The following is a 24,897-nucleotide window of genomic DNA, read 5'->3' on the forward strand; positions in this document are numbered from 1 at the left end:
CGCTGTAGCGGCGACGATACTTTGGGGGCAGCCCCACGGGACAATAGCTCGATGCCAGGATAATATTTAAGAGAAGGCTCCTTTTTGTATATACAAAGAGGAGCTTTGTTTATAGCGAACAATTCTGGCAAATATCTTAATTAAGTTTGCTGTTCTGGTATGCTGGCTGATTTCTATAAGCTTACTCTTGCCGTAAGCCAGTACTGTTCATAGTTATGTAAAGAGTATTTTGTACCTATATTAGGGTGCTAATCTGATTCTTAGGGGTAGTTTTAATCATTGTTAGAGTTTGCGGTTCTTAGAGTTGTTCGCAAACCATCAGCTAAGTTAGTTAGAACAAAATAGAGATACATATTGAGCGAAAACTGGATACAGTACCTATACGTTTTATTCTGCGCCGATAACTCGTATGTCGATCAAAAATACTAATATTCCGACTCTGCATGAAGATGCTCCTGTTCCCGCCAACTCATTAGCGAGTGACGTTGATTACTTGCCTGTGGTGATCGCTGACTTGAGTCCTGGAAACCATAGCATGCCCTCAAACAACGACCGTGGAACGTTGGCGTACCCTGCTGAACCCAACTTTTTAGATACTAGTAGTTTTATCTATACAGTGCGTGATGCTCAAGCCAGCCTTGCCGTCGGTATGATTAGTGGCGGTGCCGAAAACGACCAACTGATAGGTAGTACTAGTAATAACGAGTTATTTGGTGGTGCTGGTAATGATCAGCTTTTAGGCGGAGCGGGGGATGATGTACTCAATGGCGGCAGCGGTGAAGACACTCTCTATGGTGGAGAAGGCAAAGATACTTTTGTGCTGACTCCTGGCGAGGGTTCAGATACGATCGCTGACTTTGTGGAGGGGGTTGACTTAATTCAGTTTGGTGGTGGTTTGACTTCTGAAGGAGTCGCTGTGACTCAGTTAGGGAGCGACACTTTGATTCGGGTTGCAGCTACAAACGAGTTGCTGGCAACTTTGATAAACAGTCCATCCCTTCAAATCATTAATCTGCCTGACGTTTCATTTTTCGGGATTAGTTAGACAGAGACCCTAAAATTCTTGAATTCTGTAACCTGAATGTAGGAGGAGGAGTGGCATTTTAGCTAACTGCTTCTCCTATTTTTTTAAGCAAAATAGATTGTTGTAGCGATCGCACTCAAAGACAGTTTGGTAACCGACAGAGAGCCTGAATGAGCCACTACTAACGCCGATTTGTAAAAAATATGCAAATTTCGTTCTGTATAGGTTGTTCCAGACTGAAATTTAGGTAATCTGAGTACGTAAATCTACTTGTGAAGCTGTTAGGGTGATTAACCGCGATCGCTGATTAATTTCGGTTAGTAGTTTTGGGAATCGGTTGATCGCTGGGGGTATCTTAGGGAGAACTGCTACTGCACTGGGTATCTTGTTTAGTAAAGCTATGATGTCTCCTCACTGATATTCCCTAGTTGCGAGTGATGACTGATTATTGCTTTCTAGCCCCCGCTACTTAATGTCTTTACAAAGAAATTTTGTTTTGGAAAGCCCTCTGAAAGCCGATATGACCGTAATTCTACAAGTTGGGGAGCGTGCCATTACGGCCGCAGAAATACTGCCTTTGCTGGCTCGGTACCAGCTATTACCTCAACTACTACGGGAGTTGCTGCTCGATCAGGTCATTACTCCGTATACTTGTACTTCCGAGGAAACAGCTCAGGCTTGTCAGCAGTTTTATGCTCAAAATCAGCTGGGCTCCGAAGCGGCTCAGCAAGCTTGGCTGTCGCAGCGCCAAATGACTTCAGAAGAGTTTGATGCCAGAACTGAGCGCGGGTTGAGAATTGAAAAATTTAAGCAGGCAACTTGGGGAATCAAGCTAGAATCTTACTTCCTCCAGAGAAAAGGGCAGATGGACAAAGTGATCTACTCCCTTATTCGCACCCAAGATGTTGGTATCGCCCAAGAACTTTACTTTCGCGTTCAAGAGGGTGAGCAATCTTTCGCAGATTTAGCTAGAGAATATTCTCAGGGCCCTGAAGCTCAGACAGGGGGGTTGATTGGTCCAGTGGAGTTGAGTACTCCTCACCCCCAGTTAGCAAAAGTGCTAGCAATGAGTCAGCCTGGACAGTTGTGGCCACCCACTCAGCTTGGAGAATGGGTAGTCATTGTGCGGTTAGAAAAATTTATTCCGGCGCAGCTAGATGAACCCATGCGCCAACGACTACTAAACGAACTTTTTAATAATTGGCTGCAAGAGCAGCTCAACCAAATTAACTCTGCTAACACCTTGGGCACTGTTGCTACTTCTGCTTCCTAATGACTTACACTACAAACACAATTCAAGATTTTTTAGCTACTGTACCTGGCTTTAGTCAACTACCTCCCGCTACGATTACGAGGTTGCTGCCACGATTTCAGTTGCTGCGTTATCGGATGGGGCAAGCTATCCTAGTGCGAGAGAAAATGCCCATTCAGATTTCGATTCTGTATGAAGGGCAAGCTCGTTACTTGGGGTACGACCCACGCACCCAACTTCCCAGTACATTGAAGTTGTTAGATTCAGGGGAAGTCTTAGGTTGGGCAGGGCTCCTGCGCGGAATGCCTTGTGAGACGGCGATCGCTTCTAATGAAGTGATTTGTATTACGCTTGCAACCACTGACTTCCTGGAACTGCTTGAGCAAGAAGCAGGGTTTGCGGCTGCGTTTCGTCAACGTTGTGCGTTGGTAGAAGGCTTCGACTTGCTCGGAGCAGAGCTACAGCGTCAACCTATTAATAAAATTACTAATCTCAAAGATTTTACTCAGCAGGTGTGGCCAGACGCTGTAGTCATGAACTTGCCTAAAGGTAGGACGCAGCTCAGCCAACTCGACTCTAGCTTCATTTGGTTGGTCAGTGGCGGCGGCACCGTGACTAACTATCCGGTGGCTAGCCGCCTAAATGGATCTGGTGCTCAATCATTTATTAGTGTTGAGGGACCGACTGCGGCTCGCTTAGTTGGGTTTCCTGCTGCGGTTCTGGGAGAGGTGAACCCAGAAACCAATGGCTCAGCCTTGGTACTCGCTGATGCAGCTGAACTACTACCCCTCTCAGAGGGTGAGGTTGAACTGGATACGGGAGAGGTAGATATTCCATATGCACCGGAAAGGGTGCCGGGAGATTCGACTGCCGCCCTTACACAACAGGCTAAGGGAAAACAGAAGTATCCCTACATTCGAGCGCGAGGACCGCTCAATGCAACTCTGGCTTGTTTTCAGATGTTGGCGCAGCATCTGGGATTACCCTTCCGTCGAGACGTGGTGCAACGAGTTCTGACGAACCAAATGGATCGCTCGGGCAGTATGTCTCTACAGGTCTGTGGCGCGATCGCAGAACTAATGGGATTAAATGCTCAACTGGTTAATGTCCCGGCTGCGACTGTGAGCCGTCTGCCAGCCCCCGCCTTGATTCGTTGGCAAGATAGCTGCGCGGTGCTGTATGAAATTAGTGATAAAGCGATCGTGCTGGCGGTTCCAGAAACAGGAATTCGGCGACTGAAACCAGCGGACTTTGCAGAGGTCTGGGGACAAGAAGGTCAGGTTTTACTGCTAAAGCCTACCAAACAAACGCCCAAGCAGCGGTTTGGTCTCGGTTGGTTTTTGCCATCGCTGATTCGGTATCGCAAGGTTTTAATCGAAGTTCTGATTGCTTCCTTCTTCGTTCAGCTATTCAGCTTAGCCAACCCCTTGATGCTGCAAATCATCATTGACCGGGTGTTGGTCCAAAATAGTTTGGATACCTTAAACGTCCTCGGCATCTTCTTGATTCTGATGGCGTTCTTTGAGTCGCTGTTAATGAGCTTGCGAACCTATTTGTTTGTCGATACCACCAACCGGATCGACATGGCTTTGGGTTCAGAGATTATTGACCACCTGCTTCGGTTGCCGCTGAAGTATTTTGAGAAGCGTCCCGTGGGGGAACTCTCTAGCCGTATCAATGAGCTAGAAAATATTCGTCAATTTTTAACTGGAACGGCGCTGACTGTGGTGCTGGATGCCGTATTTTCGGTCATCTATATCGTGGTTATGTTTATCTATAGTTGGCTGCTGACAATCGTCGCGCTAGCTACAATTCCTCTATTTGCCATTCTTACGGCTTTAGTTTCTCCAATTATTCGGCGACAGTTGCGGGCTAAAGCAGAGCGTAACGCTGAAACTCAGTCCTACTTAGTGGAAGTGATGTCTGGAATTCAGACGGTCAAGGCTCAGAACATTGAGTTGCGATCGCGCTGGCAATGGCAAGAACGCTATGCTCGCTATGTAAGTGCTGGGTTTCAAACGGTCTTGACTTCTACAACGGCTGGAGCGACCAGTAACCTACTCAACAAAATTTCTGGTCTGTTGGTTCTCTGGGTAGGGGCTTACCTCGTGATTGCGGGCCAATTAACCTTGGGGCAGTTGTTTGCTTTCCGCATTATTGCAGGCTACGTCACCACACCTTTGCTGCGCTTAACCCAACTGTGGCAGAACTTTCAGGAAACGGCTCTCTCGCTGGAGCGTCTGAGCGATATTATTGACACGCCGCAAGAGGCAGATGAGCTGGATCGGCAGAACATTCCAATGCCTACGATTCAGGGGGCCGTCACTTACGACGATATTGTCTTCAGTTTTAACAAGAATAGTCCGCCTCAACTCAACCACATCAGCATCGAATTTCCTGCGGGGATTTTTGTGGGTGTGGTGGGGCAGAGTGGTTCGGGTAAGAGTACTTTAATGAAGTTGCTGCCGCGTCTCTATGAACCCGATTCTGGGCGTATCTTGATTGATAATTACGATATCAACAAGGTGGAGCTATATTCCCTGCGGCGACAGGTGGGGATTGTGCCACAGGAGCCACTACTGTTTGATGGCACTGTGCAGGAAAACATTGCTCTAACTCAGCCAGATGCCACTTCTGAAGAGATTATCGCTGCGGCTAAAGTGGCAGCGGCTCATGACTTTATCATGACTTTACCGAATGGCTATAACACTCGTGTAGGTGAGCGGGGATCAGCACTTTCGGGTGGCCAACGGCAGCGGGTGGCGATCGCTCGGACAGTGCTGCAAAATCCTCGGCTCCTGATTTTGGATGAAGCGACCAGTGCCTTGGACTATGACACGGAACGGCAAGTCTGCTTGAACCTAGCCGATGCATTCCACGATCGCACTGTTTTCTTCATCACGCACCGCCTCAGCACAATTAAGAATGCGGACATGATTTTGATGATGGATCGGGGTTCGGTTGTCGAGACAGGAACTCACGAAGAACTCATGGACATCAAAGGCCGTTACTACTGTCTCTATCAACAACAAGAGTCGCAAATGTAGTGCAGTTGTTTTTAGGAGAGAGCTTGAAGCTAAAGAGTCGGAGGGGTGGCGATCGCCAGCTCTCTTTTTTTAATCACGTAAGGGTTAAGGTGTAGCCGTAAAGTTTCATCAAACTTTCTCAGTAGGCTATTTCCTGAAGTGAAGCGAAATTGCTAAAAGAGAAGAGAAGACTACCCTCTAAAGGTCAATATTGCAGCAATTGATTTTCAGTTTTTGCAAATCTTGGCAGGCTAAAGGGCACGCTAACAACAGGACTAAGTTCTAAAAGTTTTAAGCGAAGTCTGATTGCTACGTTGCTGGTGCTGGCAAATCCCCCTTTGCTACCGCCCTTGAATTGCGCCACCTTCCCTATCACTCACTAGGTTTATGACGATTAACCAGCAAAATGGAGCCAAGTTGAATCAACAGCTACCTCCCACCCCAGAAGTAGCTTCTTATTCAGCGAAATCAACGACTTTTGACCAACCCGTTGTGCTTCAGCAACCTGCCACTTGGTCACGAGCCATTGTTTGGAGCATCGTCGCTGTCACCACAGCTTCAATCATTTGGGCTTGTGTAGCCAAGATTGAGGAGGCGGTAAGCTCTCAGGGCAAGCTAGAGCCGCAAGGTGCTGTAAAAGAAGTACAAGCTCCAGTTGCAGGGGTCGTGAAAGAAATTTATGTCAAGGAAGGCGATCGCGTTAAGCAAGGGCAAACGCTTCTCAGTTTTGACCCCACCGCAGCGAAGGCCCAAGAGAAATCACTGCTGAATATTCGCATGGCCTTGATGCAGGAAAATCAGTTTTATCGGTCTCAGCTTGCTGGCTTAGCGTCTCCCGCTACTACAGATCAAGCCGCGATCGCGCTGAAGCTACCCGCAGAGATTGCCTCTCTGACTAAGAGTCGCGTCAATCTCTTGGCAGAAAATCAACTGTATCGCGCTCAGCTTCCGGGGGCTGCCCAAGGAGGCAACTTCTCAGTTGAGCAATTGGCTCGCTTGCAGTCCAGTCGAGATGAATTTAACTCACGCGCTGCCGCCGCCCAGTTAGAAACTAAACAGTTAGAGCGGCAGTACAGTCAAAACCAAGTGTCTTTAGCCAACGCCAGAGATAGTTTGGGGGTGAACCAGCGAATTCTAGATGGCATTCGACCGTTATATGAAGAAGGCGGGATTGCCAAAATTCAATACCTGAAGCAAGAACAAGAAGTTCGCTCAGGTCAAGCTGAAGTTGAGCGTTTGGGCCAAGAACAACAACGGTTACAGTTTGCGATCGCTCAAGCTCAACAACAACTGCAAAACACTGTCTCTCAGACGCAAAAAGATGTTTTGACTTTGATGGCGAATAACGAACAACGCATTGCGGAAATTGACAGCCAATTGACCAAGGCAATCGTTGAGAATGAAAAACGGATTGATGAAATCAATAGCCAACTCAGTCAAGCCCAACTAACGTTGAAGTATCAGGACATTAAGGCTCCGACGGACGGCCTCGTTTTTGATGTTAAAGCGGGTGGTCCTGGCTTTGTAGCTAACCCTAGCGAACCTGTCCTCAAGATTGTCCCTACTGACCATCTAGTAGCCAAAGTGTATATCACGAACCGTGATATTGGCTTTATTAGAGAAGGCATGGATGTAGATGTCAGAATTGATTCTTTCCCCTTTAGTGAATTTGGGGATATTAAAGGTAAGCTAACCTCGGTTGGCTCTGATGCCCTACCTCCCGACGAAATTCGGCAGTACTATAGCTTCCCCGCCAAGATCACTCTAGATGAGCAAACGCTGCGAGTCCGAGGGCGAGAAGTGGCATTACAGTCAGGTATGTCTGTCAGCACTAATATCAAGATCCGCCAACGCACAGTGATGAGTATCTTTGTTGACTTATTTGCTAAGCAGTTGGATGGTATGAAAGCGATCAGATAATCTGTTGTGGCAGTCACTCTGCGCAATTGACTCAACTGCTTAATTACTTAAATGCTGGAGCAGCAAGCACAGCCCATGCAAATATCCTCAGTAGGTGCTAGTCAAGCTATGGCTGAGACACCTGCTTGGTTTGTGCAGGCTGTACAACAGCAGGCTGTAGGATTGCCTGGGCACTATGCAGCTCAGTTATTGTGGCAACGAGGAATTCGAGATCCAGAGCAACTTGCTGGCTTTTTGCACCCACAGTTTTACCAACCGACGAGTCCGTTTGAGTTTGGGCAGGAGATGCAATGGGCAGTCGAGCGCTTACAGCAAGCTCGCAATCAAGATGAAGTTGTTGCTATTTGGGGTGACTTTGACGCCGATGGCATTACAGCGACAGCAGTACTTTGGGATGGCTTAGGTCAATTTTTTAGTCAGGGCGATCGCCTGATTTACTACATCCCCAACCGCCTGATTGAGTCTCACGGTCTCTCTTACTCAGGGCTCGATCGCTTAGCAGCACAAGGATGTCAGTTGGTTGTCACCTGCGATACGGGCAGCACCAATCTGGCAGAAATTCGGTATGCCCAAAGCTTAGGTATGGATGTGGTCATTACCGATCATCACACCTTGCCATCTGAGCGCCCCACCGTCACAGCGCTCATCAATCCGCGCTATTTGCTGCCAACTCATCCTTTGGCCCATCTCTCCGGTGTGGCTGTCGCCTATAAGTTGGTGGAAGCCCTCTACCAAACCTGGCCAGAGGTGCCGCAGCAACCACTGACGCATCTACTAGATTTGGTGGCGATTGGCTTAATTGCTGATTTAGTTCAACTCACCGGAGATTGCCGTTACCTCGCTCAGCAAGGCATTGAGCAGCTACAGCAGCACCTGATCAACCATGAGGCTGGAGTGGAACCTGCTCGGCCTGGGATCGCGCGTTTACTAGAGCTATGTAAGAAAAGTGGCGATCGCCCCACTGATATCTCCTTTGGGCTTGGTCCTCGCATCAATGCCGTCAGCCGGATTCAAGGAGATGCCCATTTCTGTGTGGAACTACTCACCAGTCGGGATGAGCAGCGTTGTCAGCAGTTGGCTGAGGAAACCGAGCTAGCCAATATGCGGCGTAAAGCTCTACAGCGGGAAGTTACTTACCAAGTCAAAGACAGATTATCTCAGTTGGACTTGTCAACGACGAGCGTGATTGTCTTGGTCGATACTCAATGGCCCGTTGGAATTTTGGGCCTAGTCGCTGGGCAAATCGCTCAAGAATACGGTCGTCCTACAATTCTGCTCAATGCTGATTCGCCAGATCTTGATTTGGTGACACCCAGCTCAATTACGGAGGGGCAATCGCAGGCTTCAGCTTTGGCTAGAGGCTCGGCTCGGTCGGTAAATCAAATTGACCTCTACCAGCTAGTACAAGATCAAGCTCACTTACTCCATAGCTTTGGGGGGCATCCCTTTGCGGCAGGGTTGAGCCTGCCAGTGGCTAACCTGCCTCTGTTTACTGAAGCTGTCAATCGTCAACTACGCCAGCAAAACTGTGGCATTACTTCTCCCGCTTCTGCCAATCAAGCAGACCTCGTGGTTACAGTAGCAGAGTTGGGCAAAACTTTATTCCGCGAACTTAAGCTGCTGGAACCTTGTGGGATGGGTAATCCTGTCCCCAAACTCATGATGCGAAATTGTTGGTTTGAGCGGGCTTGGCACCGCAACAGCCAAGACTGGCAAGGTAGGAAAGTCCAGTACATTAAAACAGAGTTTGTGCTACGCGATGACTCTTCCTCCATTGGTTTCCCAGGAGTTTGGTGGGGGCACTACAAAGAAGAACTTTCTTCCGGGCGCTGTGACGTTGTTGTAGAGCTAGACTTCAATACCTACGAAAACCGACGACGTGGACAGGCACCGCACTATGAAGTTCGTCTTTTAGAGGTGTTACCTGCCAGCAACGCAGTGTTACTGAGCGAAATTCCACAGCCCGCAGATTGGCTGGTGGACTGGCGAGAGGATCTCAAATCCACTACACCAGATACAGATGTGTTGCTCATGACTCAATGCCCAACTAGTTGGGCAGAATTGCAAGTTTGGTTTCGTCGAGCAGTGCAAGAAGGGCAACGGTTGGCGATCGCTTATCCATCCCCTAGCCTAGTTGCCCCGACTCAGATTTGGCAGCAGTTAATCGGCATTGCTAAATATCTCGGCCGTACGGGTGATTCTGCCACTCTAAGCCAGTTCCATGAAAAGTTGGGGATCGGCGATCGCCCATTACAACTAGGCTTTCAAGCCTTGCACCTTTTAGGCTTTGCTATCACTCATGCAGATCGAGGATTTCGAGTGGAGTATCAAGCGAAAGTGGACCTTACCTCTGTCGAGATGCAATTAACAGAAGTAGTCCAGCAATTTCTAGGAGTGGTTCAAGAAGAACAGTTTCGCCGCCAATACTTCTATCAGGTGCCACTCTCAACGCTACAAGCAGTAGCTCATCAAACGATCTTGCTGCAAACTCATCGCTCACCTCAACTACAGCTAACTGAGTAGTTCTATGCTTTAGCCTTTGTGTCCTGAAATCTGGCTAAAAGTTCTACTGGACCTTACCTTGATATTCACACTTAAATCCTTGCTGTTGCCACTCCTGAATGTTGACATCGCTCAGCGGAATCACATCAGCGCACTTAGGCGTATAAACTTGGCTGACTATGGCCCAGACTAAACTCCGCGCTACATCTAACCCAGTTTTGAGCCAGGACTCACGATTGCCAGGCACGCCTTCTTCTTTAACGATATCTGGCTCTACCCAGATACCATGTGCTCCCAGCAAAATCTGTGCCATCCACTTAGCTCTAGGGAGATGAGTCCCCGAGGTGATCAGCTTCACTTTATGGACTTGCCATTGCCGCAACAACGGAATATTGAAGTAGAAGTTATCGAAAGTGGAATCAGCGCACTTTTCTAACCAAACTTGCCTGATGGGAGCCTCGGAGCGTTGAAAAATGAGCCAGATACAAGGATCTTGTGAACCCTGAGAAATCAGGATAGGAGTTTCAGGATGTTGTTTGGCAAGTTCAGTCACATAAATTTCCCGACGGATACTACCCCCTAAAACGAAAAAAGCATTAACTGGTCCCAAGGCTGCCGATCGCAACACTACCGTGTTAATTAACAGCCAACTGCCAAGCAGTAAGCCGAGGCTCCAAATTCCAATTTTAAGGGGGTGATTCCAGAGCTTGTAGGGCCAAGCTTGGTGATATGAAGTTTTATGACGCTTGCTTTTCGGCTTCATGTTTAGCAAAAAACCTTAATGAACCAAATTTGCATCTCATGCCTTAAAGTTGCACCTTTATAGTCGAACAATTCACCGCAACTTTACTGACTCTTAAAACTTGCACCTCATGCTATCCTGGCGGGCAACACTATTATGATTCTTAGGTATTCTGCTTCTTCTACTTGATTTAGTTGCTATGCGTTACGATTGCTTCATCCCCTAGTCAGCTTAGTTTAATGACCCCTTGATGAGCGTGGACACTGGTTAAACTGTCACATGTTCAGCGTAGTTTAACTCGGTAGTTTGGGTATGTTGAAGCTAATTGTCTTAGGGGTAATCCGACCTTTTGACAGTTTCGCGCATGAGGAGTTGTTGCTGGAGCTAGGGACGTCGCAAGCCCCTTGAAACTCATTTACTGTGGTGCATTTTCGCTTCTGTTTCTTAGGGCTACTGAATATAGAGCCTTACTGCTGAGCCACTGATAGTTAAACGATTTGAGCCAACTTCCAATGAATCAGTCCCCCAGACATTTCCATCTGCTCCAAGTTGCTCTTTGTGGCGGGGCGATCGCTACTGCCGCTACCCTCACTTTGTTTGGTCCTGGTCTTAGTCGCTCCGTGCGGGCGGCTCTGCAAGATAGCCCCAAAACGATTTTGGATGAAGCTTGGCAGATTGTGAATAGCGAGTATGTGGATGGCACTTTTAACCAAAAAGATTGGCAGGCCGTCCGCCAGAGCTTGCTAGGTAAGAACTATAATTCCCGGGAAGAAGCTTATACAGCTCTACGTAAATCCTTAGAGCAGCTCGAAGATCCTTACACCCGCTTCATGGATCCGAAGCAGTACCAAGCGCTAAATAGCCAAACTTCTGGGGAGCTTTCAGGTGTTGGGATTCGGTTGGAACTCAACGAGAAAACTAAAATTCTGACCGTAGTAGAACCGATTGAAAACTCTCCAGCTCTAAAAGCAGGAATTCAAGCGGGCGATCGCATTTTGGCGATCAATGGCAAGCTGACGAAAGGCATGAGCGTAGAAGATGCCTCTAATCTGATTCGAGGCGATGTTGGTACTAAAGTCACTCTACGAATTGACCGAGATACAAAGTCTGCCTTTGATATACCTTTACAGCGGGCTCGGATTGAACTGCCGACCGTACGTTATAGCTTGCGGCAAGAAGGCCAGAAGCGGATTGGCTACATTCGTTTAAATGAATTTAGTGCTCATGCTCCCCAGCAAATGCGGCGAGCGATTCAGGACTTGACGGGCCAAAAGGTAGACGCCTTTGTCCTCGACTTGCGGAGTAACCCTGGTGGTTTGTTGCAAGCGAGCATTGACATTTCTCGCATGTGGATGGACTCTGGCTCGATTGTTCGTACCGTCAATCGCAAAGGCGAGAATGAGCAATTAGCCGCCAATCGTACTTCCCTGACCAAACTACCTCTCGCAGTTTTGGTGGATGGTAATTCTGCTAGCTCCAGTGAAATTTTAACAGGGGCGCTGAAGGATAATGGGCGTGCGACTGTTGTGGGTAGTCAAACCTTTGGTAAAGCTCTAGTTCAGTCGGTCCATTCTCTGTCTGATGGTTCTGGGCTGGCTGTCACAATTGCCCATTACTACACCCCGGATGGCACTGACATTAGCCAGAAGGGAATTACTCCTGACATCAAGATTGACTTAAGTGATTCCCAACGTCAGAAGTTAGCTTCTAACCCGAAGCTAATCGGCACTAAAGATGATCCTCAGTATCTGCGAGCCTTGAATGTGCTAGAAGCAGAGTTCGCGAAGGTCAAACAACCAACTGCCGCTCAACGTCAGAGCCGCAATAATTGTCTAATTCCAGGGCTGACTTGTCGCTCTAATGTGCAATAACTTGTCTAACTTCCAGGTTTAAAGGTCTAAAAGTTAAGCGCTTCTCTAGGGGAGCGCTTAGTTGTTGCGTTGGTTCTTTAAGGCTGTAATCGTAGCTGGCTCACTAGATGTACCAGTTCGGGCAGAATCAGCTTTTGCATAGCGAGCGTAACCGCATTAGTGGAACCTGGAACGGAAAAGATCAGCTTGCTCTGGTAAACGCCTGCTACGGCTCTAGAAGCGATCGCCCGTGAGCCAATTTCTTGATAGCTCAACCAGCGAAATAGCTCGCCAAAGCCAGGTAACGTCTTCTCTAAGAGTTGCTCAATTGCGTCATAGGTGGTGTCCCTGGGAGCAATTCCGGTGCCACCGTTGCAAATTACTACATCGAGCTCTGTTTGTTGGCTGAAAGCTTGGATTTGCGCTTGAATTTGCCCAGGATCGTCTTTGACAATGCTGTACTCAGCTATTCGATGTCCTGCGGCTAGAAGCAACTGCTGGATTACCTGACCACTGCGATCGTCTGCAAGCGATCGCGTATCGCTGACCGTGATCACCGCACAACTAACAACAAAATTTGCTGAATCAGGATGAGGCTGGTGAGGCATGAAATTCTTTCTCCACTTCGCCAGGATCTAAATTGCCCTCAATCCTTATGCCCGCTGCAAAATCTTCAATGGACGACGCAGGAATGAGGGCAGGCTATGGGCTGCTTTTTAGAGGATGAGAGAAGGCAATTAAGACTTACTGAACCCAAGATCGTGCTCTTCTGAATAGCGTTCCATAAACCGCATGAAGCGCTCCCACTCTGCCACGGACTTTATATAGTAGAAGGCTTCCAGTGCTTCTGGTTGACCATTGACAAACTTTGCTTTTACTTCACGTGTAGAGATTTCACCTTCTTCATCAATCAAGTACATACCTGTGATTGTTTCAGTGCTGGTGGAGCTTAAAGCCTTAGGTCGCTCAAAGTAAAACGTCGCCGTACCATTACTGCCGTCGCGAGAACGAGTTACACGGACTTCAGGCACTGCATCTTCGGTAATACCTCTGGAAAATTGAATTTCAGCCATGTCTTTAGAATTAAATCTTAAATGGACAGTTAACTATTCTTAATCATATAGATCAGTTGCCTTAAATCAAAACTCGTTGGCGGTTGAGGAAGCAGAGATAAAGGGAAGTGGCTAGAGGACAAGAGATAGGCAAAGGAAACCCAAGATCGGGTCAGTTGTGCTGGATAGGTAGAGCCTAGCCAACACAACATTACAGGGATGACCTAAGCGGAAACGATGTATGGAGAGCTAATTGCAGGCGATCGCCCAGCATTAACTAAGGCTTGATAAACCATAGCGGTTACTTCAGCACGAGTTGTCTCCCGGTTAGGGTTTAGCTGCCCTACGGTGGGGAAGTTCACTACCATCCGGCGTTTTGTGGCTGTGGCAACAGCACCACGGGCAAAAGGTGGGATTGAACTTTGATCGCTATAGATCCCCAACACAGCTTCATCACCACTCCCCAAGTTCAAGCCATTGACCAAGGAAACGAGCACCTGAACACGCAGCACGTTCTCATTTGGGCGGAAGGTATTATCTGGGAACCCAGAAAGAAACCCACCTCGGTAAGCTTGCTGGATTGCATTATTAGCCCAAAAATCTGCGGCCACATCACTAAAGCTAGTAGCAGCTCGGATGGCAGGCGGATTTAAGGCTTTGACGAGTAGAGCCGCATATTGCGCCCGATTCATCTTCGCGTCTGGTTTAAAGGAACCATCTTCAAAGCCGCTAATGAGTCCTTGACCGCCTAGAGCGCGAATAAAATCTGCTGCCCAGTGACCTTGAATATCGGTGAAGGAGGGGGTGGCTTGATCTGGGTTGACAATGAAGTTAGAGGCGATCGCTGGGGCTTCACCACGAGCCACCAAAGCTTGATAGAGCAAGGCTGCGACTTCCGCTCGGTTGATGTCTCGCATTGGCTCTAGTTGATTCACCTGCGGTTGATTTACCACCATGCGGCGCTGAGTTGCTGTAGCCACTTCATCGGTCGCATAACTAGGAATTTGGGCGCGATCGCTATAGACCAGCAAGATATTGGTGTTACCACCTGTAAACCCTAAACCGCTGACCAAAGACACGATCGCCTGAACTCGCGTCAAGTTTTGATCAGGTCGGAAGGTGTTGTCTGGAAAACCAGAGACAAATCCCATTTGAGCTGCTTTCTGAATTGCTGCCTTGGCCCAGAAATCAGCTGGAACGTCCGCAAAATCAGTCGCTTCTTTTTTGTTGGGTAGATTAAACGCTTTAGCGATCGCCGCAGCATATTGGGCTCTGGTGATGCTGGCTCCAGGCTTGAAAGTACCATCGGGGAAGCCGCTAATGATGCCACGACTGACTAACCCTCGAATAAATCCTTCGGCCCAATGACCTGTAATGTCAGTCAAGCCAACGGGATTCGGAGTGGGCGTCGGAGTTGGAGTGGGTGTCGGAACTGGGGTTGGCGTAGGCGTGGGAGTGGGTGTGGGAACGGGAATAGGCGTCGGAGTTGGAACTGGCGTAGGCGTGGGAGTGGGGGGCGGAACCGGAATAGGTGTTGGTGTCGGAGTGGGAACTGGAGTTGGGGTAGGAGTGGGAACCTCACTGGCCACAAAGTTGATCAGACCTTGAACGCGGGTGGGGTTTAATTGATTGCCAACAGAAATCAGAGTGGTCTTGGTGGCATTGTGTAAGTCAAACGAACCGTTATCTCTAAAGATGTTGCCCCCCGGATCTTGGCTTTTACCTAAATCTGGCAACGAAGTATTCGTAATAACCAGGCCGTCGCTGGTGTTCTTCTCTAAGACGTTACTGCGAAGTACAGGATTGGCTTGACCAGACAGTACGACCCCAGAACGATTTTCAAAAATTCTGTTATCAACGACAAGAGGGGCAGCGTTATCTCCAATGGCAATGCCGTAGCCTGTCTTCTGACAAACATTACGACGGATTTCACCTTTTGCGTTCCGCACCAGCGAGATGCCACTGGCGGCATTTTGAAAAAACACGTTGTCTATAATGACGGGATTCGCTGTCCCGGTGGCGAAAATGCCTTCGCGAGCACAGTTAGTAAACGTACTGTTAGCAACTGTGGGAGCTGTAGACTCTACCCAAACGGCAGTGCCGCGCTGGGCTCGGTTGGTAACGGTGACACCCCGCAGTTGGGCTGTGTTCTCGAGCCGTAGGGTAATGTTTTGCCGCGCAAAGGTAGGGCTGATATATTCGCCGCTGCCTTCAACCAAAACGCCACTACCTTTATTGCTTTCATTGCCTACAAGCGCCACACCTGCGGGAATCACGAGCGGGAACACTTCTCCACTAGCAGCATTGTAGGTGCCTGCTGCTAACTGAATAGTAGTTCCACCACGGGCTTGCTGTAAGGCTCGCTTTAGGGTTTTGAAGGGAGTAGCTTGACTGCCATTGGCAGCATCATTACCTGCCGTAGGATTGACATACAAGATCGAGCCGGAAGCCGATTGAACCATGACTTTGCACCTATCCGCAATCTTTAAGAGCACTTACCTATGTATTGCGTCACGTTAATTTTGTTGATCAGGGTTAGAACCCCAAAAATTTGATGACGTACTAGAGAGCTACAAGGTGTGCAAGTCGATTTTAGGGGCAGTTTTTCATCTTGATAGAGAGTGGCTGATACCTCACGGCTTCTCAAGTCCCCTAGTTGACAGCCCAAGGCTTGGCTGCTGGGCTTTGTAGCGATTCTTAAAAGTTTCTGAATCCAGAAGCTATACTGCTGGGAAAGCGCATCTATTTTTGAGGTCTTTATGGCTTCTCCACAAGCGATCGCCCGACAAGGCGAGCTTCTCAACCGTTTGGTACTCGATCGAGAGACCGCAGAAGAACTGGGTCGAGTCGATCAAATTTGGATGGTGCCAGAATTGCATCGAGTCATGGGCATTATCTGCACGACCGGGTTTTTGAAGGGTAAGAAACAAATGTTTACCCTGGTGCAAATTGAGGCATTTGGCACAGATAGCATTGTCGTTAACTCTAGTCACACCAGCGTCAATCCTGAGGACATTAAACCGATTGATTCCTTGATTGGACGAGAAGTCTGGAGCGACGCTGGCAGTAAAATTGGCAAGCTAACAGACTATTTATTTGACCCTGCGACTGGAGAAATTACTCAATATCTGTTTGTGGCACGGGGCTGGAGTAGCCTGACAGATGGCAGCTACCTGTTACAGCCATCCATGATTTTGGGCTTGGGCAGCAAGCGGGTGATGATCTCCAATAATGCGGCTCAAGAGATTTCTATCTACACCGAGGGTCTTAGACATAAAGTTGCTAAGGTTAGTAGTTTTTTACAGTCAGATTACGCACAAACGAAACAAGATGTGAAATCTTGGCTGGGAGGGATTCAAGCCATTACTAGCCAAGCTAAAGAACAACTACAAACCCTGAGTGTTCAGGCAAAAGAACAAGCGCAAACGGTGGGTGAACAGCTTAAAGACACAACTCAAACCCTAGCGGAGCAAGCCCAAGAGAAAAGCCAAACACTCAAAGAAACCCTAAAAGACCGAGCGCAACTGTTAGGCGAACAAGTCAAAGACAAAACTCAAGCTTTAGGGGAGCAAGCAAAAGCCAATGCTAGCGATCGCGCTGAACCTGAAGTTGTTGTCTCAGTTCAACCGGATACCTCTGTTATTGCCCAGCCAACTCACACCACTGAAGTAATTGTGGATGTCAGCCCGGAAAAGCCTTCAGAATCTGCACAGTAGATTCTATCTTCTATAGGGCAGGCTATTACAACTCCTGGCTCTCCGGATTTTTACTTTTGCAGCTCTACCATGCTGTATTAAGTTCTGGTGTAAATCGGGCGACTAGTCTCGCTAGCAGATGTTACAGCGGCAAGAACTATGTAACGATTGAGGCATCGCGGGTTAGGAGGTGTGGCGATGGTAATCACCGTAGTAGTAATTAATCTCCTGATTAGCTGCTTTTGCTTCTATGCAGCGTGGCAGATTTGGAAATTGCGTCGCACCTTGGCCCAAGTTGCTAATGCTCTAACAGCTTCTGAGCGCAGTACCCACAGTGTCTTATATGGTGCTCCTACTGGAATTTTGCAAGGGCAGCGAGGTGTGAACCAGTTGCGACAACAGTACCAAAAATTAGAATTGCAATTGCAGAAAGTGCAGCAAGTTTTAGGGCTGATAAGTTTCGGACAGGGTGTTTGGCGGCAGCAGGTCAGGCGATCGCAGCGACCAAGAAAGGCGAAAAAGCGTTTTTAGCTGATAGCTAAACCATGAGATAGATTAATGTGTAGTGAAGCATAGAACGCTGATTTAAGCGTCTAAACGCCCAAAGAGTGCTAAGCAGGATGCAGCTTCTAGAGAGCCAATCCGGTAAAATCGGGGCGGTTCCACCTGATCACAAGCTAGGTGGCATCAAATTCAGTTAGATTAATCCGCTAGTTATTGAAAGGTAGAAGCCAAACAATGTCGAATAACCGTTCCGGATCATTCATTGGAGGTCTACTGTTAGGAGCTGCTGTTGGAACAGTGACCGGTTTATTGATTGCTCCTCGGCCAGGACGGGAGACGCGGCAGCTCTTAAAGAAATCTGCGGATGCTTTACCAGAACTCGCAGAAGATTTGTCTACTAGTGTGCAACTCCAAGCCGATCGCCTATCAGAGTCAGCTCTGCGGAGTTGGGATGAAACCCTAGGACGCCTGAAGGAAGCGATCGCCTCTGGAATCGAAGCAACTCAGCGGGAGCAACAGGTATTAGAGCAAGTGCCAGCTTCGGAAGCGGCTGAATCCGATCTAGCTAAACATGATGCGTTCGATAAAATTCACTAACTTGTAGAGTAGGCAGAGTTCAGTGATTGATCCCATTTTTTGGCTAGGACTTTCAATTCTACTGGTGGCTGTGAGTCTCGCAGCAGTCTTAGTTGTAGCCATACCAGCACTTCAAGAATTAGCGAGGGCGGCTCGCAGTGCTGAAAAACTATTTGACACCCTCTCCCGGGAATTGCCTCCCACTCTAGAATCGATTCGCCTGACTGGGTTGGAGATTAGTGATCTGACAGATGACATGAGCGAAGGCGTGAAGAGTGCGGGTCAAGTCGTCAAACAGGTAGATCAGAGTTTTGATGGTGCTCGGAAGCAAGTCCAAAAAGCTCAGACTACTACTCGTAGCGTTTTTGCAGGCATGAAAGCGGCATGGCGCACGTTTAGTCGAACCCCTACTAGTGTCGCTGGTGGTCGTCGCTCCATGGGGCGTTTGCCTCCTCCTTCGCGATCGCCCCTGGACGTGCCGAGCGGTAGCTATAATGCTCGGTCTACATCTGATGCTCTTAGCGAACTTGGAGAAGTGAGTCGGCCAGCTTCGCCGTTGGAAGAGCGTCCATCTACCTTAGAAAGCGATCGCCTTCGAGAAGAAACTCGGCTACAAAATACCAACCATAACTATCCGCCAAGGCGAGAACTGCCAGAGTCAACTTGGCCCCAAGCAGAATCTGCGGAGTCTGAAGAGAAGTCTGTGGAATGGTGAGTTTCAGTTAAGAAAAATGCCATAAGACCAAGCGGAATGATCGGGAGTGGGATAGACTTAAAACCAAAGTTCAACGATGCGATCAGATACGTCTAGATTGCTTCTGGAGCGATCCTGTCGCGACTAGGACTGCTAACTTAAACCAGCAGTCTTTTTTGCCGCCAAACTAATTCACCACCTTAAGTAACGTGCGGTGGGCATCCCCTTGCCGAGGGTTGAGATGGAATACTGGGAATTTCTACTACAGAAAGAGGGCGATCGCTCCTGGCTACCTCTAGAGTCCCCCGATGTGGAAATTTTAGAGGGACGCTATCGAGTGGTTGCCCGCTCTAGCCGCGCCAATACAAGCGTCGAAATCCGAATCACGCATCAAATTGATGACGAAGTATCGCCCAAGCGACGGGCACAAAAACGATTTGGCCGCACCAATAAAGACGGGTTGATGGTGGTTTTTCCCTTTACCCGGATGAAACCCGGATTATGGGAAATTCGTTGCGTGGGCGATCTGATGTCAGACTTTATGGGCCAAAGCTGGCAACATATTGTCTGTCTACAAGTATTACCTCAGGAGTTTGAGTCTGAGACGGATTGGGATCCTGAGTGGGAAATGCAGGATGAAGAAACGACAGAATCCTCCTCGCAATCAAACTCAGCAGTTACTACAGCGACAGTTGCTGATCTGGATCAAGAGCCAACTCAGCATCAGGCCGAACCTGAGCCAGAACCAGATGCACTCACAGTAGAGCCGGAAGTTGCTGCTCAGGCTGAGGCTACTGTAGAAGCAGTGCCAGAAACAGCTATAGCACCTGTTACACCAGAGATTCTAAATAGCACGCACCACCTGACTGATGCCACTGACTATTCTGTAGAACAGTTGCAGTACATTGCTGAGCGAATCTCAGAAGCGGAAGCTAGCCTCTTACCCGAAGAAAGTCCTGACGAATATCAAGTTAGTGCCGCGATCGCGAACCCTGATCCTGAGGCTGTTCAGCCATCTGCGATCGCAGTTCCGTTAGATACAGAAGCTGATTCCCCCGCTTTAGGAGATTTTGCAATACCTGCGACTCCTGATCCGCTGCTAGAAACAGCCGAGTCAGCAAGTTTACCGCTACAACTAGTACTGGCTGAAGCTGCCTATATGACTTCATGGGGACAGCCCTTTACGTTGTCTGGTCGAATTGAATTACGAGAGCCAGAAATTGCTACAGCGGCGATCGCTAGTCTTCCGGCTGAAGTTCGTTCGGGTCAGGGAGAATTATATGTTGGCTTGCGCGATCCCCAAAGCGGTCAGGTTTTGGTTGAGGTGCGGCAGCCTGTCGCCAACCCACAGTTGCCTTATTCATTCAGCTGCACACTCGAAATTCCCTTAAGTTGCAGAACCCGCTTGTTGCTCGGAGAAGCTGGTTTCTACCGCTCAGCCGTCACGACCGTAGACCCGGATTCAGCTAGCGCAGAATCGACCCGCTCAGAATCGATGGACACAGCGATCGCCAGCCAGTCCTTTACGCTCACCGCAGATGTAGACGAGTTGCTAGATGCGATCGCTGCTGACTTGGGTGAAGCTCAGTTGTTGGATTTGCCTTCGCCTACAACGTCAGAGCCTGAGGCTGAGCCCGAACCTGAACCTGCTGACCCTACCACAGACACTCAACCGTCAGAGCGGGCTTATTTAAATCTCTCCTTCTTAAAGGTTGGAGAGCAATCGCAAGATAAGCCGCCATTCTACATTCAACCCTCGACAGGTTCCCCGCTCCCGCCCCAAATCTATCACTCCCATCAATCGGAAGCTGCTAAGACTCCAGCCCTGCCCGTGATTCGAGGATTGCATCCAGGCCAAGCTGAACTGCCCGCAGAAGCAGTGGTAGAAGCAGACATCTCAGAAATTGATGATTCTGCAACGATCGTAGAGGACATGCAGCTAGAACCATCTTTAGCTTTCATCGATCTCGACTCTGACTTAGGAGAGCTTGATTCTGATTTAGGAGACGTTGACCTAGCTGTCGCGGAGATAGATATGACAGCGACAGTAGACTTGTCTAATGACGAGTTGGCTGAGACTGCAACGACTCCAGAGGAGAGTGAGCCTGCGGTAGAGACTACCTCTCAATCTTTGAATTTTCAGGAGCGTTTCTGGGCTCGGCTGAATGCTCTAGCTTCAGATGCAAACCTATCAGAGTGGTTGAAGGAGGATGATAATGATTCATCCAGCACCGCTGATTTAACCGATTTAACAGAACCCCTCTCTGAAGCTGACTTGGCACCTAATTCAGCAACTGAGTACAATTTGGGCACGTCATCAGATAGCTTGGCGGCACCTCAAAACAACGAGATCATTGTCCATCCGACCGCGAGACCTCCAGAAGATTGGTGGGTTGCTCAAGAAATTGTCGTCGAGGATGATCCAGTCATCGCAACGGCTCCACCCGCCGAACCTACCCCCGAAGTGCTTAGCCCTGCTTTACTTGATCCAGATGCGATCGTCCCTAATCCTCAACTGGAAGTCCAAACTGGGGAGTTGGTTTCTGGTAAGCCAGTATCTGTACGAGTCAGAATGCCAGATTTACCCTGCCGAATTTATGTCAAGCTTTGGGTTAACGATCGCCAAACCCGATCACTCCTAGATGGCCCCCGTTGGCTGGTTGACTTTACACCGACTGGGCTGGGAGATTTAGAAGCAACCACTCAAATGACCGTACCCTTCGGCAGCTTAGAGATTCAGTTTGAAGCGATCGCGATTGAAATGGCAACTCAAAGGGAGAGCCACAAAGTGGTAGCTACTAGAATGGTGGTGCCGCCTGATACCCCTACATTGTCATATCCGGAATGGGACTAAGGGATGATGCCAAAGATAGTGAAACGCAAAATATTTTAGGCTGATCTGTGCTCTAACTCTTGGCCAGTCACATTTTTGTTAAAAATCTTTAGCAGATAGAAATTTAGCCATCGATTCGCAGTAAATTCGGTCTTGGAATTGTGCAATCTTAGATAGGAAACTTTTCTATGGCAGCTTCATTTTTGCCCTCAATCCTAGTCCCCGCTGTAGGTTTACTTTTTCCTGCCGTGGCAATGGCTTTTCTGTTTATCTACATCGAGCGTGAAGATCCCTCAGGTATCTAGTTTGGTACTGAATTAAAAGTAGCCAAACCATAAAAACTCTCATAACAAAAAACCACCTACTTCTAAAGGGTAGGTGGTTTTTTACGCTGAGTTTTAGACAAGCAAATGTCAAAAATTCGAGACGATAGAAAATTCTGAGTTAAAACCAGCTTTTGTGTGAATCAAACAGATGAACCTAATCCCGCGTAGGCCCCATAAAAGAAAAGTCCTAAAATGCCAATGGCACCCAGACCTGCAACAGTAGCAACAACCCACAGAGGAATTCTTCCAGTTCCAGACACAGCTTTTACCTCCTAATTAAAATTGAATAAAACTGGCTGATTAAAGAATAGCCAGTTAGCTTACGTCCAGTTAGTTAAAGAAGTAACTGGAAAACAGAATACCCAGAACAAAGACCAGCAGTAGTCCCAAGTACAGTGAAGTACGGTTTAGCTCAACAGGCTGCTTGTTAGGGTTATTAGAAGACCGATCTGCCATTTCTTTTCCTACCGATGAATAAATTGCATAGATGCGATCGCGCCCAAGAAGAAGATGGTTGGCACGGCTAGGGTATGAACAGCCAGCCATCTAACTGTAAAAATTGGATAAGAAACAGGTTGATTGGGAGTATTGGTAGTCATGATCTAGAACCAAAGTTTGAAAACAATTACTTGAGGAATTGATTGATCTGCTCTTTTGACTCGAAGCGATCTTGCACAATTGGCACTTCTTGACGAGTCTGAGTAAAGTACTCGTTGGGTCTAGGAGTACCAAACACATCATATGCTAGACCAGTGCTGACGAAGAGCCAGCCTGCAATAAATAATGCAGGGATTGTAATGCTGTGAATTACCCAATAGCGAATGCTAGTAATAATGTCGGAAAATGGACGCTCACCAGTAGTACCGGACATTCAGATTTCTCCTCTGACAACAACACAAAGCTTAAGTACTATCATACGGAACGATAGAAACAGTCACAAGCAAGTCATCTGCTGAAAGAGCTAATTTCGACCACTTATGACTGCACAATTGTCAAGCAAGTTCATGATTAAGCAGACTTCACTGAGGCTTGATACTTGAGTAAGGTACCTCTTTGGCCAATGACAAATCCTTGGTCAGGACTCAGGAAGACTACTTTGTAGAAATTACCAGGAATGTTTTCTACATCTCGATCCTTAAGCCAAGTTTTGCCGCCATCTAAGCTGCAAAGCAAATTGCCGCTGCCGCCGCTCACCCAAAGCTCGTCCGGAGTTCGGTAAGCCAGGTCCAAAAATCCCCAACTAGTCGCAGATTCTGGGCTGTTTGCGGTCTGCCAAGATTCGAAGTCATTGGCTTCACTAAATTGAACTTGGCCACCCCGCGCTAGCATCCACAGGCGACCATCTGGCGTGAAGCCCATGTTTTGGACTCGACGAGAACTATTGCGGTTATGTGGCTCCCACGCTTCTTGTCCAGGTCGCCAAACAGAGTAAAAATTACCCTTAGCAGAGACAGCGACATATTGGCCATCGCTAGAGCGAGAAATGTTGCGGACGACACCCACTGCTTCCTGAACTTCAGCCTTCCAATTTTTACCGCCATCTGTCGTGCGATAAATGGCTCCAATATCGGTAGTCATTTGAGCTGTTTGGGGACCAAGGGCCAACACCGTATTCGGAGAACCGGGGAGTTTGGCACTGAGGGGAATTCTTGCCCAAGATTTGCCCCCATCGGTGGTATGGAGCAAGAGACCAGGTTGTCCAGCAATCCATCCCTCTTCGCCATTGAAACTAACTGAATCAAAGCGATACTTCTGATCGCCTAAATTGAGGCTGCGAAGTTCCCACGTTTCGCCGCCGTCGTGAGTTTCCAATAGGGTAGAGTTGCTCCCAACTACCCACCCATGCTTGCGATCGCTCGCGAAGCTGATGTCTGCGATCGTGGCATCGGTTGGCAGTTGGACAAGCTGCCAAGGGTTGTAATCCAAAGAGCTTAAATATCGGTTAGCGCAGCTAGCACATAGAATAACTACGGCTAGCAACATTACAATTCGTTTCAGTGTTCTCACAATCGAGTTCATCTCGCTTCAGCCTATACCTGGAATATTTGATCAATAGTGTTTGGTGTTTCAATGAAGGAGCTCAAGGAGCCGCGATCGCGTTGCTGAGGGCGCTCCATTCCTTCACTGCAAACCGTAGAGGCTGAGAAACAGTAAGAACCCCAGCCCCAAACCTCCGAAGATTAGTAAATTTTTCTGCCCAGGGGTGAGTTGGTTGACTCCAAGGCCATAGCTTAAGTTTTCCCGAAAACCGGAAGCGGCACCTGCTGGTCCAACACTGGTAAACTGTGTAACTTTGGCACCGCAAACTGGACAACGCCAATCAGCAGGCAACTCTTCAAAAGCAGTTCCTGGGGGGATTTGACGCTTGTCATCCCCCTTCACTGGTTCGTAGACATAGCCACATGCTCTACACTCATGGCGGTCTAGAGATTGAGGATCAACAGCTTCAGTGCTCATGACGAGAAAAACAGAGGGGTGAGGATTTGATCTAGGCCAACGATCTATATAGAAGATCTATATAAAAGATCTCTTCCTTAAAATATCTGTTAAAGATTATGACACACCCTGTTAATCTTCCTGTCATGTGCCTGTTGTTTCTCACCAAGTGCTAGCTATAAAAATTCTGAAACCATCTCTACGAATTACTTGTAACGGCACCCTGCCACTCTTAGAGCAGCCAGCAAAAGAGATTTAAGATGCAGTAAATGTGTTGAGTGGAGTGATGCACCAGGAATTTATACTCAAGAAGTGGGTAAGTGGGTTGAGTCCTAAGGCCAATTTAGCTTGACTAAAGGATGAACTCGGCAGTTTCTGTCGAGCCACCTCATAAGGCGCTCCAGTTTACGGTGAGCGTGTCAAAATGTAAATGAAAAGCAGCGAAGTTCTTTCACTAAAGCGGTA

Annotated in this window: 22 protein-coding genes; 12 read left to right on the forward strand and 10 right to left on the reverse strand. The window is 48.2% G+C overall.

The window, feature by feature from the left end; translation table 11 throughout:
- The first annotated feature begins 409 nt into the window (after positions 1-409).
- From H6F68_RS11890 to recJ, 5 genes are all read left to right on the forward strand, one after another.
- On the forward strand, positions 410-1,045 hold the full coding sequence (locus H6F68_RS11890) for a calcium-binding protein (RefSeq protein WP_190559242.1): 636 nt from the start codon (positions 410-412) through the stop codon (positions 1,043-1,045).
- Positions 1,046-1,544: 499 nt separating this feature from the next.
- Complete coding sequence (locus H6F68_RS11895) at positions 1,545-2,297, forward strand: peptidylprolyl isomerase (protein ID WP_190559244.1); 753 nt, start codon at positions 1,545-1,547, stop codon at positions 2,295-2,297.
- Positions 2,297-5,323 carry a peptidase domain-containing ABC transporter gene (locus H6F68_RS11900; protein WP_190559246.1) on the forward strand — a complete coding sequence of 1,009 codons (3,027 nt, stop codon included), beginning with the start codon at positions 2,297-2,299 and terminating at the stop codon, positions 5,321-5,323. The genes H6F68_RS11895 and H6F68_RS11900 overlap by 1 nt, the downstream gene beginning before the upstream one ends.
- 366 nt (positions 5,324-5,689) lie before the next feature.
- A complete protein-coding gene (locus H6F68_RS11905) occupies positions 5,690-7,222 on the forward strand; it encodes an HlyD family efflux transporter periplasmic adaptor subunit (RefSeq protein ID WP_190436175.1) in 1,533 nt (510 codons plus the stop codon).
- Positions 7,223-7,330: 108 nt separating this feature from the next.
- A complete protein-coding gene (recJ, locus tag H6F68_RS11910) occupies positions 7,331-9,745 on the forward strand; it encodes a single-stranded-DNA-specific exonuclease RecJ (protein ID WP_242065465.1) in 2,415 nt (804 codons plus the stop codon).
- A gap of 43 nt (positions 9,746-9,788) precedes the next feature.
- Here recJ and H6F68_RS11915 read toward each other — a convergent pair whose 3' ends face one another.
- Positions 9,789-10,487 carry a YdcF family protein gene (locus H6F68_RS11915; protein ID WP_190559250.1) on the reverse strand — a complete coding sequence of 233 codons (699 nt, stop codon included), beginning with the start codon at positions 10,485-10,487 and terminating at the stop codon, positions 9,789-9,791.
- 491 nt (positions 10,488-10,978) lie between these two features.
- Between H6F68_RS11915 and ctpB the strand changes: the two genes are divergently transcribed.
- Positions 10,979-12,337: a carboxyl-terminal processing protease CtpB gene (ctpB, locus tag H6F68_RS11920; protein WP_190559252.1), complete on the forward strand. Its 1,359-nt coding sequence runs from the start codon at positions 10,979-10,981 to the stop codon at positions 12,335-12,337.
- A 77-nt stretch (positions 12,338-12,414) separates the two neighbouring features.
- Here the strand turns inward: ctpB and H6F68_RS11925 are convergent, their stop codons facing one another.
- The 3 genes from H6F68_RS11925 to H6F68_RS11935 all read right to left on the reverse strand — a co-directional run bounded on the left by H6F68_RS11925 (position 12,415) and on the right by H6F68_RS11935 (position 15,830).
- Positions 12,415-12,924, reverse strand: coding sequence for a molybdenum cofactor biosynthesis protein B (locus H6F68_RS11925; protein WP_190559254.1), 510 nt, complete (start codon positions 12,922-12,924; stop codon positions 12,415-12,417).
- A gap of 129 nt (positions 12,925-13,053) precedes the next feature.
- Positions 13,054-13,389, reverse strand: coding sequence for a photosystem II reaction center protein Psb28 (psb28, locus tag H6F68_RS11930; RefSeq protein ID WP_190436159.1), 336 nt, complete (start codon positions 13,387-13,389; stop codon positions 13,054-13,056).
- A gap of 203 nt (positions 13,390-13,592) precedes the next feature.
- Positions 13,593-15,830 (reverse strand): S-layer homology domain-containing protein, encoded by a 2,238-nt coding sequence (locus H6F68_RS11935; protein ID WP_190559256.1) that lies wholly within the window; start codon positions 15,828-15,830, stop codon positions 13,593-13,595.
- A 297-nt stretch (positions 15,831-16,127) separates the two neighbouring features.
- Here H6F68_RS11935 and H6F68_RS11940 point away from each other — a divergent pair, with 297 nt between their 5' ends.
- From H6F68_RS11940 to psaI, 6 genes are all read left to right on the forward strand, one after another.
- Complete coding sequence (locus H6F68_RS11940; protein ID WP_190559258.1) at positions 16,128-17,084, forward strand: PRC-barrel domain-containing protein; 957 nt, start codon at positions 16,128-16,130, stop codon at positions 17,082-17,084.
- Positions 17,085-17,261: 177 nt separating this feature from the next.
- Positions 17,262-17,594: a hypothetical protein gene (locus H6F68_RS11945; RefSeq protein WP_190559260.1), complete on the forward strand. Its 333-nt coding sequence runs from the start codon at positions 17,262-17,264 to the stop codon at positions 17,592-17,594.
- 207 nt (positions 17,595-17,801) lie between these two features.
- Positions 17,802-18,164 (forward strand): YtxH domain-containing protein, encoded by a 363-nt coding sequence (locus H6F68_RS11950; RefSeq protein WP_190559262.1) that lies wholly within the window; start codon positions 17,802-17,804, stop codon positions 18,162-18,164.
- Between the two features lie 22 nt (positions 18,165-18,186).
- Positions 18,187-18,858, forward strand: coding sequence for a hypothetical protein (locus H6F68_RS29010; RefSeq protein WP_242065466.1), 672 nt, complete (start codon positions 18,187-18,189; stop codon positions 18,856-18,858).
- A 220-nt stretch (positions 18,859-19,078) separates the two neighbouring features.
- Positions 19,079-21,691, forward strand: a complete 2,613-nt coding sequence (locus H6F68_RS11960) for a hypothetical protein (protein WP_190559264.1) — start codon at positions 19,079-19,081, stop codon at positions 21,689-21,691.
- Positions 21,692-21,858: 167 nt separating this feature from the next.
- Positions 21,859-21,975 carry a photosystem I reaction center subunit VIII gene (gene psaI / locus H6F68_RS11965; protein ID WP_190436145.1) on the forward strand — a complete coding sequence of 39 codons (117 nt, stop codon included), beginning with the start codon at positions 21,859-21,861 and terminating at the stop codon, positions 21,973-21,975.
- Between the two features lie 161 nt (positions 21,976-22,136).
- On the opposite strand, the gene H6F68_RS11970 is transcribed toward psaI, so the two are convergent.
- The 6 genes from H6F68_RS11970 to H6F68_RS11995 all read right to left on the reverse strand — a co-directional run bounded on the left by H6F68_RS11970 (position 22,137) and on the right by H6F68_RS11995 (position 24,453).
- Complete coding sequence (locus H6F68_RS11970; protein WP_190436142.1) at positions 22,137-22,256, reverse strand: photosystem II reaction center protein J; 120 nt, start codon at positions 22,254-22,256, stop codon at positions 22,137-22,139.
- 70 nt (positions 22,257-22,326) lie between these two features.
- Positions 22,327-22,452, reverse strand: coding sequence for a photosystem II reaction center protein L (locus H6F68_RS11975; protein WP_190436139.1), 126 nt, complete (start codon positions 22,450-22,452; stop codon positions 22,327-22,329).
- Positions 22,453-22,460: 8 nt separating this feature from the next.
- Positions 22,461-22,595, reverse strand: coding sequence for a cytochrome b559 subunit beta (gene psbF, locus H6F68_RS11980; protein ID WP_190436135.1), 135 nt, complete (start codon positions 22,593-22,595; stop codon positions 22,461-22,463).
- Between the two features lie 26 nt (positions 22,596-22,621).
- Positions 22,622-22,867, reverse strand: a complete 246-nt coding sequence (psbE, locus tag H6F68_RS11985; protein ID WP_190436132.1) for a cytochrome b559 subunit alpha — start codon at positions 22,865-22,867, stop codon at positions 22,622-22,624.
- A 137-nt stretch (positions 22,868-23,004) separates the two neighbouring features.
- Positions 23,005-24,015: a photosynthesis system II assembly factor Ycf48 gene (locus tag H6F68_RS11990; RefSeq protein ID WP_190559266.1), complete on the reverse strand. Its 1,011-nt coding sequence runs from the start codon at positions 24,013-24,015 to the stop codon at positions 23,005-23,007.
- Positions 24,016-24,117: 102 nt separating this feature from the next.
- Complete coding sequence (locus tag H6F68_RS11995) at positions 24,118-24,453, reverse strand: rubredoxin (protein ID WP_190436126.1); 336 nt, start codon at positions 24,451-24,453, stop codon at positions 24,118-24,120.
- Positions 24,454-24,897: the final 444 nt, after the last annotated feature.

Source organism: Trichocoleus sp. FACHB-262 (assembly GCF_014696035.1).
Classification (GTDB): Bacteria; Cyanobacteriota; Cyanobacteriia; order FACHB-46; family FACHB-46; genus Trichocoleus.